A 13,539-nucleotide genomic window follows, 5' to 3' on the forward strand; every position below is an offset into this window, starting at 1 on the left:
GGATAGCGAATGCGGCACATGGGTATGTGGATGCCGTCCTGGCCGTCGCAGTCGTAGGCGAGCGGTACGACGGCCGCCCCGGCCAGAGCCCGGGCGCTGCGCCTCCTGATCCCGAAGCCCGGTTCCGTTGATGACCGCTCAGCTCGTTTCCGGCAGGCGGTGATCGCCGTCTCCCGGGCAGGCAGCCCACCCGTTTCCCTCGCCCATGTCACAGTCGGCCGGGCTGTCTCGTCTCAGATTCCGGAGAACGGCTCGGGATCAAGGAGGCGATGGTCATGCGGGTGTTCCTGGCGGACGGAGCCGGGGTTGCTCCGGCGGGGTGCGCGGGCTTCGGACAGGTGCTCGCGTGAGCCGGGCCGCGGAGTTCGAGCGACTGCGACCGCTGCTGTTCTCCATCGCCTACCGCATCCTGGGCAGCGTGACCGAGGCCGAGGACGCGGTCCAGGAGACCTGGCTGCGCTACGACCTCTCCCGGACCCGGCCTGCTTCGACCAGGGCGTTCCTCTCGGCCACGGTCACCCGGATCTCGATCGACGTGCTGCGCTCGGCCCGTGTGCGGCGCGAGCAGTACGTCGGGCCGTGGTTCCCCGAGCCACTGCTCACCGACCCCTATCAGGATCCGGAGCACGCGGCGGAGCTCGCCGACTCCCTGTCGATGGCGTCCCTGCTCCTGCTGGAGCGGCTCACCCCGCTCGAACGGGCGGTCTTCGTACTGCGCGAGGTGTTCTCCTTCGGCTTCCCCGAGATCGCCTCGGCGGTGGGGCGCTCCGAGTCGGCCTGCCGCCAGCTCGCCGTACGCGCACGCCGCCACATGGACGCGGGCAGGCCCCGGTTCGAGGCGGATCGCAAGGAACGCGATGAACTCGCCGAACGGTTCTTCGACGCCTTGCAGGACGGCAACGTCGACGCGCTGCGGGACCTGCTCGCCGCCGACGTCCGGATGGTCGCGGACAGCGGCGGCAAGGCCCCGCACTGGTCCGGTGGACTCTTCGGCACCGACCAGGTGTCCCGCATGCTCGCCATGCTGCTCCCACCGTTCGCCGCGATCGGCGGCGTCATGGCGCCACGCCAGGTGAACGGCCAGCCCGGCGCGGTCTTCCGCGACCGCAACGGCAAGGTCCTCAACACCTGGACACTCGACATCCTCGACGGGCGGATCCAGACGATCCGCACGGTCAGCAACCCCGACAAGCTCACTCACATGGGTCCCGTAGCGGACGCCTGGGCTCTCCTGCGCGCCACGCACCAGGCTCGCCTGGACATGGGCTTCCAGGAACCGGCAGACCCGTTCACCACGCACGAGCACGCACCGGAAGCAGATCAGGAGAATCGGACATGATCAGGGTCGGCATCATCATCGGCAGCACCCGTCCCGGCCGCAACGGCGACCGGGTGGCCGCATGGGTACGGCACTTGGCGGCCGGACACGCGGGCGACACCGCCGACTTCGAACTCGTGGACCTGAACGACTACGCGCTGCCGCTGCTCGACGAGGCGGTACCGGCACGCGTGGCACCGGGCGGACGGCCGCACACCCGGCGCTGGGCCGAGCGGATCGGCTCGTGCGACGCCTTCGTCGTCGTCACGCCCGAGTACAACACCGCCCCGCCGGCCGCCCTGACGAACGCCATCGACTACCTCTACGAGGAGTGGGGCGGCAAACCCGTCGGCTACGTCGGCTACGGCGTCTTCGGCGCGGTCATGGCGGTGCAGAAGCTGCGCGCCCAGGCGGGTGTGCTGCGCATGGCCGACATCGGACCGCAGGTGGCGCTGACGCTGCGCGAGGACTTCGAGAACTTCACCGAGTTCCGTCCGCGGGGGCTGCACGCGCCCGAAGTGCAGGGTCTGGTCGACGAGTTGCTGGCCTGGGCGCAGGCGCTGGCCCCGCTGCGCGAGCGGTGCCAGGCCACGGTCTGAACGGCGTCCGGAGCGCCTGCGCCGGCACCGTGGACCGAGCGGTGAGCGCGAGCCGTTCATCGGCTTCGGCCCGCACGGTGTCGGCGTTGTCCGGTGCGGTAACGGTGGAACGCAAGATCACGAGGAGGAGTCGTAGTGCCCACAGAAGAGACCACCCGCAACAAGGAGATCTCCCGCCGCTTTCATGACGCCGTGAACAGCGGCGATCCGCAGATCATCTCGAAGGCGATCGATGAGTTCGTCGCGCCGGACGTGCTGTTCCACGCGCCGGTACCGATGGGCATGACGGGGGTGCAGGCACTCAAGCAGGTGTGGACGGTGCTGCTCGGCGCGTTTCCCGACATCCACGTCGCGGTCGAGGATGTGATCGCCGAGGGGGACAAGGTCGTGGCGAGGAACACGGTGACCGGGACCCACCGGGGCGAATTCCGTGGTGTGCCGCCGACCGGCAGGTCCGTCAGCTACGGCGAGATCTTCATCTTCCGTTTCCAGAGCGGCCGGATCACCGAGATCTGGGGCGTCGTCGATGTCTTCTCGCAGATGCGGCAACTGGGCGCCCCGTGAGGACCACTTCTACCGGCCCGCCGCGGCCACACCGTCGGTCTCGACGCGCACGCCACCGCCGCGAACGTGACCGCGCGCGCCCTGCGCGGGGCCCGCCTCACGGGTGTGGAAATCTCTTTGCCCGCGCGCCGAGGAACCAGCCGTCCGGCAGGGCTGCTGCCGCCTGCTCGACCACCTGCTCGACACCGAGTCGATGGGTGAACTCGTCGCCATGGCCGGCGATCCCGACGCTCGCGTCAGGATCGCCGCGTTCCATGCCCTGGCCTGCGACCGGTGCAAGGGCGACACCTGCGCACCGGGGCCGGACCGGGCCCCCGAACCCGCGCTGCACCACCTGGCGGCAGACCCCGACCCCACGTCCGGGCCATGGCCGCGGAACTCGCTGGCAAGGTCGCCCACTTCGACGCACGTGCCGCAGCCGCCTTGACGGAATCCCACGCGAACGACCCGAGCCCTGCGGTGCGGAAGAAGGCGGGCCGGTTCGCACCGGGAGGGACCGTCTACGAACGGACGCTCCCGCCCCCGTTCAGCGATGACTCAGCACGTTGACCACCCGGCCGTCGGGATCACGGACGAAGAATCGCCGCACACCCCACTCCTCGTCCTGCAGGGGATGAACGATCTCCGCGCCGCTCTCCCGCACGACCGCGTAGACGGCGTCCACGTCATCCACTTCGACGCTCATGTCGGGGATGACCCGGGCGGTCTCGTCGTGGGTCATCAAACTGACCTGCGCCGCCGGCGCCGAAGGGGAGGCGAGCGTCATGATCCAGCCGTGGTTCATGACCTCCTCGAACCCCAGCAGGCCGTAGAACTCCCGGCTCTCCCGCACGGCTTCCGACCGGACCACGGGCACGACACGGCGAACGGACATCGACGCACTCCAGGTGGGAACGGGCGATCAGCGGCGCGCGGAGGCGAGCCTAGCGGTGGTCGGCGAGGGCCTCCAGCATGGTCTGTGCGGTGACCGCCGCGTCGTAGTCCTCGCTCACGCCCGGCACCAGGATGATGTCCCCCTCGATGTGCCGGGAACGCAGCGGGGCGATGGCCTGGTACGCGTCGGAGTCCCACCAGGCCCGTGCCTGGGCGATCGACGGGAAGCCGATCACGACGACATGCCCGGGCCAGGAGCCCTCCTTCACCTCGTGCGCAGCGCCGTGCACGAGGAACCGGCCGCCGTACGGCTCGAAGGTGGCGGTGACCCGGGCGATGTACTCGGCGATCTCCGGGTGCGGGGCGGCTTCCTGGAGGTGAGCTATCGCGTACGCGGACATGGGGTCCTTCCCGGTCGGTCGGTTGCTGATGTCCACATCCTGCCCTCTGGGCGCACTGTGGGCGATGACTTTTCAGGTAACCCTGACGCCCCGGGCGGAGACCGCGTACTCCGAGGCGGGCAGCGGTGAGACCGTCGTGTTCGTGCACGCGGACAGCACGAACCGGCGTATGGGGGACGCCGGTTCACCGGCCCGGCGGCGGGCAACCAGGTGATCCGCTACGACTGGCGGGGCCGGGGCGCCTCCGCGGACGCGGCCCGGGCGTCCGGCCGCCATCTCGATCTGATCGCCCTGATGGACGAGTGCGGTGTCCAGTCCGGACCGGTTGCGGGCGCTCGTCCTGGTCGCCTCCGGCCTCTCGGGGCACCGGTGACCGCGGCCGATGGCGGACCGGGCCCGGCGACGCCCGCACGCCGCGGTCCCGGCGGAGCGGCTGCGGCCCCGGGAGACGGGCACCGCCGAGTGGATCGAACCCGCCGGCCCGGACGCCGTCGCGGCGGCGGACGCGGAGTTCCTCGTGGTCGGCAAGGGCCGGAACCACACGGCGCTGTGCCCCGGGGGCGGCGGCGCGCCGTGGAGACGGGCCGGCTGAACAGCCTGGCACCTCGTCCGGGAAGGCCCCGACGTCCCCCCGGCCCGCGTGCCGCCGTCACCCAGGGCCCGGGCCCGACATGCCCGCACGCCCACAGCGCGGGCCCCCTGTCGAGGCCGCTCCCCGAGGCGATGCCGTCGCTGCCCGCCCCGGACCCGGTGTCGCTCCCCCTCTCCCTCGCGTCGAACACGGGCGCGGGATCCAGCCACCGGTGCCGTATCCCGGCCAGCTCCTGACATGGTGTTTTACAGTGGCTGGCATCAGTTTCCGGCGATAACACCTGTGAGGAATGCGCGAACATGCCGACTGAAACACTTGAGTTTCAGGTAGAGGCCCGTCAGCTGCTGCAGCTGATGATCCACTCGGTCTACTCGAACAAGGATGTCTTCCTGCGGGAGCTCGTCTCCAACGCCTCCGACGCGCTCGACAAGCTGCGTCTCGAAAAGCTGCGGGACGACTCGCTGGACGCCGACGTGTCCGATCTGCACATCGAGATCGACATCGACAACGACGCCCGTACCCTCACCGTGCGGGACAACGGCATCGGGATGTCGTACGACGAGGTCGGGCAGCTCATCGGCACGATCGCCAACTCCGGCACCGCGAAGTTCCTCCAGGAGCTGCGCGAGGCCAAGGACGCGGCCGGTGCGGAGGGGCTCATCGGTCAGTTCGGCGTCGGCTTCTACTCCGGCTTCATGGTGGCCGACGAGGTCACCCTGGTGACCCGGCGCGCCGGCGAGAGCCAGGGCACCCGGTGGACGTCGCGCGGCGAGGACACCTACACCCTCGAGCCGGCCGACGACGCGCCGCAGGGCACCTCGGTCACGCTCCACCTGAAGCCCGCCGACCCGGAGAACCAGCTCCACGACTACACCTCCCCGTGGAAGATCCGGGAGATCGTCAAGCGTTACTCGGACTTCATCACCTGGCCGATCCGGATGGTCCCGGCGAGCTCTTCCGGCCAGGGTGACGAGGCACCCGAGCCCGAGACGCTGAACTCGATGAAGGCCCTGTGGGCGCGCTCGCGCGACGAGGTGTCCGACGACGAGTACCACGAGCTGTACAAGCACATCGGCCACGACTGGCGCGACCCGCTGGAGACGATCCGGCTCCAGGCCGAGGGCACCTTCGAGTACCAGGCCCTGCTGTTCCTCCCCGAGCACGCGCCCCACGACCTGTTCACCCGGGACTTCAGGCGTGGCCTGCAGCTCTACGTCCGGCGCGTGCTGATCATGGACGAGTGCGAGGCCCTGCTGCCGCCGTACCTCCGCTTCGTCAAGGGCGTCGTCGACGCGGCCGACCTCTCGCTCAACGTGTCCCGTGAAATCCTCCAGCAGGACCGCCACATCGAGATGATCCGGCGACGGCTGACGAAGAAGGTCCTGTCCACGGTCAAGGACATGATGGCCAAGGACCAGGAGCGATACGCCACGTTCTGGCGGGAGTTCGGCACCGTCCTGAAGGAGGGACTGGTCACCGACGCCGAGAACCGCGACGCCGTCCTCGCCGTCGCGTCCTTCGCGAGCACGCACCACGACACCGAGCCGACCACGCTCGGGAGTTACGTGGAACGGATGAAGGACGGGCAGGAGGACATCTACTACCTCACCGGCGAGTCCCGCCAGAGCATCGAGAACTCCCCGCACATGGAGGCCTTCCGCGACCGGGGCATCGAGGTGCTGCTGCTCACCGATGCCGTCGACGAGGTGTGGGCCGACGCCGTCGGCGAGTACGAGGGCAAGAAGCTGCGGTCCGTCGCCAAGGGGCAGATCGACCTCGACGCCACGGGCGAGGACGAGGGCGACGGCGAGCGGGAGAAGCGGAGCGAGGAGTACGCCGGGCTGCTCGACTGGATGAAGGAGCAGCTGGACGAGGACATCAAGGAGGTGCGCCTGTCCTCCCGCCTCACGGTCTCCCCGGCCTGCGTGGTCTCCGACGCGAACGACCTGACCCCGGCGCTGGAGAACATGTACCGCGCGATGGGCCAGGAGGTACCCCGCGCCAAGCGGATCCTGGAACTCAACCCGGACCACCAGCTGGTGAAGGGTCTCAACCGGGCGTACAAGGAGCGCGAGGACCGCACCGAGCTGACCGAGACCGCCGAAGTCCTGCACGGCCTGGCGGTGCTCGCCGAGGGTGGCCAGCCGAAGGACCCGGCCCGCTTCGTCAAGCTGATGGCGGACCGCCTGGAACGCGCCCTGTAACCCCGATCCGCCCGACATCGGCGGCCCGCCCGGCTCCCCGGGCGGGCCGCCGACCGCGTATCGCCCCGGCGGCTGGACAAACCCGGGGTCTTGTCTAGACTGCTCATCCAGAGATGGACAATCGGTCTAAGATCTTGGTGGAGGGCTTCCCGTGGACGAGGTGGTACCCGGTGCGGCAGCCTCCGCCGACGCCGACGAGCATCTGATCCGCGAGGCCGAGAAGATCGCCGTAGCGCTGGGCCGCATGTTCCCGGGGCTGTGCGAAGTCGTCCTGCACGACCTGCGGGACCCGCGGCATGCGATCCGGGCGATCGAGAACAACCTCTCCGGCCGCCGGGTCGGAGACTCCGCCACGGAGCTGGGGCTGGCCCGTATCGAGGACCCCGGCTACCCCAGCGTCATCCAGAACTACCCCAACCAGTTCCCCGACGGCCGCCCGGCCAAGAGCACGTCCATCGGCATCAAGAACGCCGCGGGGCAGTACATCGCGGCCCTCTGCCTGAACCTGGACGTGTCCGTGCTGTCCCCGGTGACCCTCGCGTTGTCCAACCTGGTGGCCACGGAGACCGAACACCGCGAGCAGCCGCTGGAGACCCTCCGGGACCGCACCGCGCGCGAACTGCGCCAGGCGGTGGAGGCCCGCGCCGCGGAGCGCGCCGCGACCCCCAGGTCGCTGAGCCGCGAGGACAAGAAGGAACTCGTACGGCAGTTGCAGCGTGACGGCTACTTCGACTCCCGCGATGCCGCCCAGACCATCGCGGACCTGCTGGGCGTGTCCCGGGCCACTGTCTACAACTACGCCAAGTAACGGCGGCACTTCATGACCACCGAGCGTGCGGCGCGACCCGTCCGACCCTGAAGAAGCGGGATCCCACCGTGAACACTGCTGTGCACACCCCAGTGACCCTGGCCGACCCGGACACCCCGTTCGCCGTCGTCGACATCCACACCGTGCGGCGCAACATCGCACGCCTCAAGGACCGGGCCGACCGGCTCGGGGTCACCCTGCGGCCGCACGTGAAGACGGCCAAGAGTCTCGGCGTCGCCGCCCTCCTGCACTCCGGCACGCCCTGCCCGGTGACGGTCTCCACGCTGGCGGAGGCCGAGGCGTTCGCCGACGGCGGCTACACCGACATCACCTATGCCGTCGGCATCGATCCCCGCAAACTCCCGCGCGTCGTCGCCCTGTTGCGCCGAGGCGTCACCCTGCGCATCCTCCTGGACAGCGCCGAGCAGGCGGCGTTCGTCGCCGAAGCCTCCCGCCGGGCGGGCATCCCGCTGCCCGCCCAGATCGAGATCGACTGCGACGGCCACCGAGGCGGACTGAGGCCCGAGGATCCCGCCCTCCCCGAGATCGGCCGCGTCCTGCACGACGCGGGCTGTCTGGACGGCGTCCTGACCCACGCGGGCGAGTCCTACTTCGCCCACACCGCCGAGGAACAGCGCCTGGCGGCGAAGAACGAACGCGACACCGCCGTCTCCGCCGCGGAGCGGCTGCGCGCGGCCGGCCTGCCCGTGCACACCGTCAGCGTGGGCTCCACGCCCACCGCCCACGCCGCCGAGGACCTCACCGGCGTCACCGAACTGCGCGCGGGCAACTACGTCTTCTTCGACCTGGTCATGGCCGGGCTGGGGGTCTGCCGGGTCGAGGACATCGCCCTGTCGGTGGTCGTGACCGTCATCGGTCACCGCCCCGAGTACGGATGGATCATGACCGACGGCGGCTGGATGGCCATGTCGCGCGACCGCGGCACCGCCGCGCAGGCACAGGACCAGGGCTACGGCCTGGTCGCCGACCTCGCCGGCCACCTCATCCCGGGCCTGGTCATGACGGCCGCGAGCCAGGAGCACGGCACCCTCACGGCCCGCGACGGCGCCGACCTGCCCCACCTGCCGGTGGGCACCCGCCTGCGCATCCTGCCCAACCACGCCTGCGCCACCGCGGCCCAGCACCGCGGCTACCACGTCGTCGACGGCACCCGCCGCGCCGGCCCGGCACCGGCGATCGAGCAGGTCTGGGAACGTGTCAGCGGCTGGTGAGCACCGGCTGCGCACCGCCGTCGCGACGGTGACACCGGTGAGTGGTGCGACACCGTCGCGCCCCCGAAAACCGGTGTCATGGGCAGCACCGCCTGCGCTAGCGTCGGCGTCGTGACTCCAGCAGATCTCGCAACCGTCGTCTCCGACGGCATCCACACGGCCATCCAGTCCGGACGCATCTCGGCGCAGGTGCCCGAGGAGATCCGCGTGGAGCGCCCCCGTCACCGCGGCCACGGCGACTACTCGACCAACGTCGCCCTGCACCTCGCGCAGTCGGCGGGCCTGCCCGCCCGCGCCGTCGCGGAGGTACTGGCGCCGCTGGTGAGCGCGGCCGCGGGAGTCGCGAAGGCCGAGGTCGCCGGCCCCGGCTTTCTGAACATCACGCTGGAAAGCGCGGCGATCGGCGCCCTGGCCCGGGACATCGTCCTGGCCGGCGACGCCTACGGCCGCACCGACCGGCTGGGCGGCCTGCGGCTCAACCTGGAGTTCGTCTCCGCGAATCCCACCGGGCCGGTACACATCGGCGGAGCCCGCTGGGCGGTCGTGGGCGACGTCCTCGCCCGGCTGCTCGAGGCCGCGGGCGCGGACGTGTCCCGGGAGTACTACTTCAACGACGCCGGAGTGCAGATCGACCGCTTCGTCCGCTCACTGCTCGCCGCGGCGCACGGCTCGCCGGTGCCCGAGGACGGCTACAGCGGCGCGTACATCGAGGAGATCGCGGCCGCCGTGCTGCGCCGGCGGCCCGACGCCCTGGACCTGCCCGAGACGGAGTCCTTCGCCGTGTTCCGGACGGTGGGTACGGAGCTGATGTTCGACGAGATCAAGACATCGCTCGACGCCTTCGGAACCCACTTCGACACCTACTTCAACGAGAAGGTCCTGCACGACCAGGGGGACTTGGACGCCGCCGTCAGCCGACTGCGCGACGGCGGCCACGTCTTCGAGGACGAGGGCGCGGTCTGGCTGCGCACCACGGACTTCGGCGACGACAAGGACCGGGTCCTGGTCAAGACCGACGGATCCTGGACCTACTTCACCGCGGACTGCGCGTACTACCTGAACAAGCGGTCCCGGGGCTTCGAACGGGTGGTCATCATGCTCGGCGCCGACCACGCCGGCTACGTGGGCCGGATGCGGGCCATGGCGGCCTGTTTCGGCGACGATCCCGACCGGCACCTGGAGATCCTGATCGGCCAGCTGGTCAACCTGGTCAGGGACGGCACACCGGTCCGGATGAGCAAACGGGCGGGTACGGTCCTCACCCTGGACGACCTGACCGAGGCGGTCGGCGTCGACGCCGCCCGGTACGCACTGGCGCGGGCCAGCGTGGACACGATGATCGACCTCGACATCGACCTGCTCACCCGGAAGTCGAACGACAACCCGGTCTATTACGTCCAGTACGCGCACACCCGGCTGTGCTCCGTCCTGCGCAAGGCGAAGGAAGCCGGCCTCACCAGGGGCACCCCGGAGGACTTCGACCCCGCCCAGCTCAGCCATGGGCGGGAAGTCGACCTGCTGGGCACGCTGGCGGAGTTCCCGCAGGTCGTGGCCACCGCGGCCACCCTGCGCGAGCCACACCGGGTGGCGTACTACCTGGAGGCGCTGGCCGGCACGTACCACCGCTTCTACGACGCCTGCCGGGTCCTGCCACGGGCCGGCGAGGCCCCGGACGACCGGACACGGGCCCGGCTGTGGCTGACGGACGCGAGCAGGCTGGTGCTGCGCAACGGGCTGCGGCTGCTCGGCGTCTCGGCACCGGAACGGATGTAGCCGCGCCCGGAGCCGACGCTACGAGGTGGGCCGGAAGAGGCCCGCGACGGCATCGTCCCCAGTCGCCGCGCGGGCCTCGACGAACCATTCCCTGCCGAGCAGCCATCCGAAGACGGGCACCGGCAGACGCACCAGCACCCTCATCACAGCAGCGAGCCGACCCGTGCCCGAGACCTGCGAACGATGGGCGGCCAGAGCGGCCCGCTTCCGGGCGGCGAAGCGTCGGACATCGACGGTGTGGGTGATGGCCGCGCGCGGGGTGTAGCAGGTGCGCACCGCGTCCGGGCCGAACCGCAGAGGGATCCTCAGCGCACGCACCAGCTTCACCAGGCGCGCGACCCCGTCGCGCGGCATGGTCGCCTCCAGCACACGGGGCACCCCGGCCAGCTCGGCGGCGCGTTGGCCGACCTCGTGCACCTTGACGTGGTCGCGGTGGCCGTATCCGCCGCGTGCGTCATAGCTGAGGAGCAGACCCACGCCTTCCTCGCGGAGGATGGCGGCCAGCCGTTCGGCCGCCTCCTGCGTGTCCGCCCGCACGAAGCGCGGCCGGTCCGGCGGATCGGGATAGAGGATCGGACCGTGGCCGCTGTTCGCGTACCCCAGATGCACCACGCGCTGCACGCCCAACACGGCGGCGCTGGCGCGGAGTTCGGTCAGACGTGGCGCTTCGCCGTCCGGCGCGGCGTCCATGAGGCCGTCCGTGGCGACCACGACCACCACGCGATGTCCCTCGGCCGCGGCCCGCGCGAGCGTACCGCCCGTCAGGAGCACCTCGTCGTCGGGGTGGGCGTGAAAAGCCAAGAGGGTGGTCATGAACCCATTCTGACGCCGTTATCTTGTGCTGCATGAGCAAGTGGCTGCCGCTGTCCGCGGTTCCCAGGCTGGCCGGCGCGGTGGTCCTCGGTGCGGCGGTCGGTGCGGCCGTCGGCGTGGCGACGCGCCCCCCGCTGGGGATCCTCGCCGGCATCGCGGCGACGGAAGCCGTCTTCGTCGTGACGGGCTGGCTGGTGCTCTGGCCGATGGACGCCGCCGCGACCCACCGCAACGCCCGGCGTGAGGACCTGCGGCCCGTCGTGGAGGAGCTGGTGGTGGTGGCCACCTCGCTGGGCGGACTGGTCGGGATCGTGCTGCTGCTCCTCCTGAACGGGTCCGGGTCCGGTCATGCCGCTGCCCCGACCGCGCTCGCCGGTGTGTTCCTGGCATGGGCGGCACTGCATCTGATGTACGCCACCCGCTACGCCCGCCTCTACTACGACGCGTCCGCCGGCGGGATCGACTTCAACAACGACCAGCCGCCCGCCTACCGGGACTTCCTCTACTTCAGCTACAACCTCGGCATGGCCTACCAGGTCTCCGACACCGCCGTCGGCAGCCCGGTGATCCGCGCCATCGTGCTACGGCACACACTGCTGTCCTACGTGTTCGGCACCGGCATCCTGGCCACCACCCTCAACCTGGTCGCGAGCATGGTCACCGGCTGACCGGCCCAAGGGCGTTGCAGCCGGCGCCCGGCGGCCGAGCACCTGCCGCCGGCCCCGGGACACAGCCTGACTCAGCGGGCGCCGGAGTCGATTTCCGCCTGGGAGGCGGCCATGAGACGGCGCGATCTCCTCGTGCGACCTCACGGTCTGCGGCCACTGCGGCCACTGCGGCCCGACGCTCACCTCTCCGTCCGGAGCGAACCCGATCCCGCCGGCCGATGTGTGCATGGTGGATGGCACAGCAGTGACCAGTGTGTCTGTCCCGAGACCAAGCCATGTATCCGGCAGGACCGCCTGCAGGCCGGACTGCACCCTCCTCGGGTACCGCCCAGTTACCCAAACACCGACCGCACGACCCGGCCGCCTCCTTGTGTGCCACGGGTGGGAGGCCACCGGCCGGCTCACCTGACGGTCACGGTCATGTCCGAATCTGGCCAGCGCCGGGACCGGCTGATCGCCTAGAAAGGGGACATGACGACTTACTCGGCCGTGGTCACCACCGGCATCTACTGCCGGCCGGGCTGCGGGTCGAACCCGCTGGCGGAGAACGTGCGCACGTTCGAGCACCCGGCGGCGGCCGAGGCGAACGGCTTCCGGGCGTGTCTGCGGTGCCGGCCCTACCGGGTGGCCGGGCCGATCGCCGCGGACGTTCCCGAACTGCTGTGCAGGGCCGTGCAGTTGATCATCGGGGGAGCGCTGGACACGGGGACCGAGGCCGCGCTCGGTGCCCGGCTCGCCGTGTCGCCCCGGCATCTGCGGCGGCTGTTCACCCAACACCTCGGGGTGACCCCGGACCAGCTCGCCCGCTCGCGCCGCGCGCACTTCGCGCGCCGCCTGCTGGACGACACGGAGCTGCCGGTGGCCGATGTGGCGTTCGCGTCCGGCTTCGGCAGCGTACGGCAGTTCAACCGGGACATGCGGTCCGTGTTCCGGGCCTCGCCGCTGGAACTGCGCAGCCGGCGCCGGCGGGCGGACCGGCTGGTGGCGGACGGCGGGCTGGTGATGCGGTTGCCGTTCGCTCCGCCCCTGCACTGGCCGGCACTGCTGGCGTTCCTGGCCGAGCGGGCCGTGCCGGGCGTGGAGTCGGTGCGGGAGGGCGTGTACCGGCGCACGATCAGCCTGGACGGCGAGGCCGGGCTGCTGGAGGTGCGCGCGGGCGGCGAGGACCATCTGCTGCTGCGGGCTCACCTGCCGTTCTGGGAAGGGCTGATCCATGTCGTCGAGCGCGTCGGCCGGATCTTCGGCGTGGACGCGGACATCGCCCCGGCGGAGTCCGCCCTGGCCGCAGATCCACTGATCGGCCCGCTGATCGCGGCCCGACGGGGGCTGCGGGTGCCCGGCGCCTGGGGAGCTTTCGAGATCGCCGTGGACGCCGTGCTCGGTCAGTACGCCGCACGGCCGCGGGCGCGCGAGCAGCTGGCGGCCCTGGTGAGGGCCGCCGGACAGCCGGTTCCCGGGCTCGGCCACGGCCTGACGCACCTCTTCCCGTCCGCCCGGACGGTGGCCTCGACCGACCTGAAGGGCGCCGGACTGCCGCGGGACACGGCGGACACACTCGGCGCCCTGGCCCGCGCCGCCGCACAGGACGACACGCTGTTCGACGGGGGCTCCTGCCTGGCGGACTTCGTGCGTGCCGTGGGGACCGTCCCCCGGCGTCACCGACGACACCGCACACCGGATCGCGCTGCGACTGG

14 protein-coding genes and 1 pseudogene are annotated in these 13,539 nt (G+C 71.0%); 12 read left to right on the plus strand and 3 right to left on the minus strand.

Going from position 1 to position 13,539, the window contains the following annotated elements:
• Positions 1-346: 346 nt before the first annotated feature.
• The 4 genes from ACZ7GZ_RS23865 (at position 347) to ACZ7GZ_RS23880 (ending at position 2,908) form a co-directional block, all read left to right on the plus strand.
• Positions 347-1,339: an RNA polymerase sigma-70 factor gene (locus ACZ7GZ_RS23865; protein ID WP_471027209.1), complete on the plus strand. Its 993-nt coding sequence runs from the start codon at positions 347-349 to the stop codon at positions 1,337-1,339.
• A complete protein-coding gene (locus ACZ7GZ_RS23870) occupies positions 1,336-1,917 on the plus strand; it encodes an NADPH-dependent FMN reductase (protein WP_471027210.1) in 582 nt (193 codons plus the stop codon). Before ACZ7GZ_RS23865 ends, ACZ7GZ_RS23870 begins: the two co-directional genes overlap by 4 nt.
• Before the next feature lie 135 nt (positions 1,918-2,052).
• Entirely contained in the window at positions 2,053-2,481 is a 429-nt protein-coding gene (locus ACZ7GZ_RS23875) for an ester cyclase (protein ID WP_471027211.1), read from the plus strand.
• 103 nt (positions 2,482-2,584) lie between these two features.
• On the plus strand, positions 2,585-2,908 hold the full coding sequence (locus ACZ7GZ_RS23880; protein ID WP_471027212.1) for a HEAT repeat domain-containing protein: 324 nt from the start codon (positions 2,585-2,587) through the stop codon (positions 2,906-2,908).
• Between the two features lie 99 nt (positions 2,909-3,007).
• On the opposite strand, the gene ACZ7GZ_RS23885 is transcribed toward ACZ7GZ_RS23880, so the two are convergent.
• Both ACZ7GZ_RS23885 and ACZ7GZ_RS23890 read right to left on the minus strand, forming a co-directional pair.
• Positions 3,008-3,355, minus strand: coding sequence for a VOC family protein (locus tag ACZ7GZ_RS23885; protein WP_471027213.1), 348 nt, complete (start codon positions 3,353-3,355; stop codon positions 3,008-3,010).
• Between the two features lie 49 nt (positions 3,356-3,404).
• Positions 3,405-3,755: a DUF1330 domain-containing protein gene (locus tag ACZ7GZ_RS23890; protein ID WP_471027214.1), complete on the minus strand. Its 351-nt coding sequence runs from the start codon at positions 3,753-3,755 to the stop codon at positions 3,405-3,407.
• 64 nt (positions 3,756-3,819) lie between these two features.
• Here ACZ7GZ_RS23890 and ACZ7GZ_RS23895 point away from each other — a divergent pair, with 64 nt between their 5' ends.
• The 6 genes from ACZ7GZ_RS23895 (at position 3,820) to argS (ending at position 10,364) form a co-directional block, all read left to right on the plus strand.
• Positions 3,820-3,969, plus strand: a complete 150-nt coding sequence (locus tag ACZ7GZ_RS23895; RefSeq protein ID WP_471027215.1) for a hypothetical protein — start codon at positions 3,820-3,822, stop codon at positions 3,967-3,969.
• Between the two features lie 168 nt (positions 3,970-4,137).
• Positions 4,138-4,347: a hypothetical protein gene (locus tag ACZ7GZ_RS23900; RefSeq protein WP_471027216.1), complete on the plus strand. Its 210-nt coding sequence runs from the start codon at positions 4,138-4,140 to the stop codon at positions 4,345-4,347.
• Positions 4,348-4,646: 299 nt separating this feature from the next.
• Complete coding sequence (gene htpG, locus ACZ7GZ_RS23905; RefSeq protein WP_471027218.1) at positions 4,647-6,551, plus strand: molecular chaperone HtpG; 1,905 nt, start codon at positions 4,647-4,649, stop codon at positions 6,549-6,551.
• A gap of 151 nt (positions 6,552-6,702) precedes the next feature.
• Complete coding sequence (locus ACZ7GZ_RS23910; RefSeq protein ID WP_471027220.1) at positions 6,703-7,359, plus strand: helix-turn-helix transcriptional regulator; 657 nt, start codon at positions 6,703-6,705, stop codon at positions 7,357-7,359.
• Positions 7,360-7,427: 68 nt separating this feature from the next.
• Positions 7,428-8,591 (plus strand): DSD1 family PLP-dependent enzyme, encoded by a 1,164-nt coding sequence (locus tag ACZ7GZ_RS23915; protein ID WP_471027222.1) that lies wholly within the window; start codon positions 7,428-7,430, stop codon positions 8,589-8,591.
• 111 nt (positions 8,592-8,702) lie between these two features.
• A complete protein-coding gene (gene argS / locus ACZ7GZ_RS23920) occupies positions 8,703-10,364 on the plus strand; it encodes an arginine--tRNA ligase (protein ID WP_471027224.1) in 1,662 nt (553 codons plus the stop codon).
• An 18-nt stretch (positions 10,365-10,382) separates the two neighbouring features.
• On the opposite strand, the gene ACZ7GZ_RS23925 is transcribed toward argS, so the two are convergent.
• Positions 10,383-11,177 carry a PIG-L deacetylase family protein gene (locus ACZ7GZ_RS23925; RefSeq protein WP_471027226.1) on the minus strand — a complete coding sequence of 265 codons (795 nt, stop codon included), beginning with the start codon at positions 11,175-11,177 and terminating at the stop codon, positions 10,383-10,385.
• Between the two features lie 32 nt (positions 11,178-11,209).
• Here ACZ7GZ_RS23925 and ACZ7GZ_RS23930 point away from each other — a divergent pair, with 32 nt between their 5' ends.
• Both ACZ7GZ_RS23930 and ACZ7GZ_RS23935 read left to right on the plus strand, forming a co-directional pair.
• A complete protein-coding gene (locus ACZ7GZ_RS23930) occupies positions 11,210-11,845 on the plus strand; it encodes a DUF1345 domain-containing protein (protein WP_471027227.1) in 636 nt (211 codons plus the stop codon).
• 471 nt (positions 11,846-12,316) lie between these two features.
• Positions 12,317-13,180 (plus strand): annotated as a pseudogene (locus ACZ7GZ_RS23935) (bifunctional transcriptional activator/DNA repair enzyme AdaA); the annotation flags it as partial.
• Positions 13,181-13,539 lie beyond the last annotated feature (359 nt).

The sequence above is a fragment of the Streptomyces sp. NPDC037288 genome, from assembly GCF_055603265.1.

Coding starts and splice junctions, on each gene's coding strand:
- ACZ7GZ_RS23870 (WP_471027210.1), top strand. CDS start 1,336: ATGATCAGGGTCGGCATCATCATCGGCAGCACCCGTCCCGGCCGCAAC.
- ACZ7GZ_RS23885 (WP_471027213.1), bottom strand. CDS start 3,355: ATGTCCGTTCGCCGTGTCGTGCCCGTGGTCCGGTCGGAAGCCGTGCGG.
- ACZ7GZ_RS23890 (WP_471027214.1), bottom strand. CDS start 3,755: ATGTCCGCGTACGCGATAGCTCACCTCCAGGAAGCCGCCCCGCACCCG.
- ACZ7GZ_RS23895 (WP_471027215.1), top strand. CDS start 3,820: ATGACTTTTCAGGTAACCCTGACGCCCCGGGCGGAGACCGCGTACTCC.
- ACZ7GZ_RS23900 (WP_471027216.1), top strand. CDS start 4,138: ATGGCGGACCGGGCCCGGCGACGCCCGCACGCCGCGGTCCCGGCGGAG.
- htpG (WP_471027218.1), top strand. CDS start 4,647: ATGCCGACTGAAACACTTGAGTTTCAGGTAGAGGCCCGTCAGCTGCTG.
- ACZ7GZ_RS23925 (WP_471027226.1), bottom strand. CDS start 11,177: ATGACCACCCTCTTGGCTTTTCACGCCCACCCCGACGACGAGGTGCTC.
- ACZ7GZ_RS23930 (WP_471027227.1), top strand. CDS start 11,210: ATGAGCAAGTGGCTGCCGCTGTCCGCGGTTCCCAGGCTGGCCGGCGCG.